General features: G+C 29.1%; 2 protein-coding genes. Both read right to left on the bottom strand.

Features of this window, described 5'->3' with window-relative positions; all coding sequences use genetic code 11:
• Positions 1–194 (bottom strand): hypothetical protein (locus ACFV3I_RS18745; protein ID WP_378823958.1); only part of this gene is annotated, 194 nt, incomplete at its 3' end.
• Between the two features lie 662 nt (positions 195–856).
• On the bottom strand, positions 857–952 hold the full coding sequence (locus tag ACFV3I_RS18740; protein WP_002502314.1) for a type I toxin-antitoxin system Fst family toxin: 96 nt from the start codon (positions 950–952) through the stop codon (positions 857–859).
• Positions 953–1,436 lie beyond the last annotated feature (484 nt).

Below are 1,436 nucleotides of genomic sequence, written 5' to 3'. Positions count from 1 at the left end.
TTCGTAACTACCACTACTGGAATTCCCAATTTTTCTTCTTTCACTGAATCTACAGAATCAATTTCATAGTCCATTAAAATTATTGCGCCTACATCAATGAAATTTGTACTACTGTCATAGATTGAAACAATGTCCCTGTTACTATTAAAGTAATCCCTCGCTTCTTCAGAAGTAGCAATTTTTAAAAATTTCATAATAACTAACCCCTTTTAAATGATTTAATTACTTTCAAGATTATAGTACTACTTTTATCAATTATTGTTAATACTTTCACAAAATAAATATGCCCTTTCTGATATCGCTTTCAAACGGTAGTATCTTTTATTAAATAAGATAATATAACCAAAATCCAAACAACATATTATTTATAAGTAATATCTAAGTGTAGGTTAACAATGACATGTATAGGGTAATTAAGTAAGTAGGTATTGTTTCTTTTTAAAGCATATGAAAGTATATACTGTTTCTCATTTTCTTTTAGTTTTAAGTAAATTTTTGAAGTATCTTAAATAGGATGATTAAAGGCCCCATTAAAAGGGGCCTTTATGTTGCAAAAGTGGTTTTATACAGTATAGGGTATTGTTTCTTATAATTATACCTCAGGAGGTATATAAAAATTATATCCAAAAAATAGGATTTGATGCAATTTATTTAATATTAAATCTCTGTTAAACTAACTTTGTTGTAAATTTTCCTATGTCTTAAAGTTTTAAAAATCTCCTCCATTAAACATGGAAATTTACAAATTTCTTCATACAAGATATACTGAAAGTAACAAATATTAAGTGCATCAAAGCACCGAACCCCCAATCTATTGCAGTAGATTGGGGGTTCTTTTGGTGTTGACTATGTCGCCTTATTTTTTATCACGTTGTTCTAGCCAAAATTTAAACAACGCAACACTGCACTCTACTATAATAGGTGCTATTATAAAAACAAATATTAAGTACATCATTACACCTCCTTCCGTCGAATCTATCGCCGGAAGTAAGACGACTTCAATAGTATAACAAAATCTGATTTTAATAGGTTTTTTAATTTTGAATAAAGATACAAAGTGATCGTAAATGAAAAAGTATGAAAACGCGTCGTTAAAGGGATGTATAAAAGTTGTATAAAAAGGAATGATGACAAATAGGGACAAACGCTGAAATGACGGCGTTTGTCCCTTGTGTGTGAGTTGACATAATTAACGATTATAGGTAGTGCTTTTGTATATATTATGCATTTTGAACATCTAAATCAATTAATTCTGTACCTATATCAAAAAAGTTTTGACTGTGTGTAGCCATAATGATTGTGACACCTTGTCTATTTAAATATTGGAAAATATTGATAACATGGTTCTGTTGCAAAGTCAGAAAGATAAGTATATAACCTTATGTTTAAAATAATACGTCATATTAACTCGCTAGCATGATGCTAATTTCACGGCA

Origin of the sequence: Microbacterium sp. NPDC059771, from assembly GCF_042732495.1 — a bacterium.
Lineage (GTDB): Bacteria > Actinomycetota > Actinomycetes > Actinomycetales > Microbacteriaceae > Microbacterium > Microbacterium sufflavum.
This window is presented reverse-complemented; position numbering and strand designations above follow the sequence as displayed.

Coding starts and splice junctions, on each gene's coding strand:
- ACFV3I_RS18740 (WP_002502314.1), bottom strand. CDS start 952: ATGTACTTAATATTTGTTTTTATAATAGCACCTATTATAGTAGAGTGC.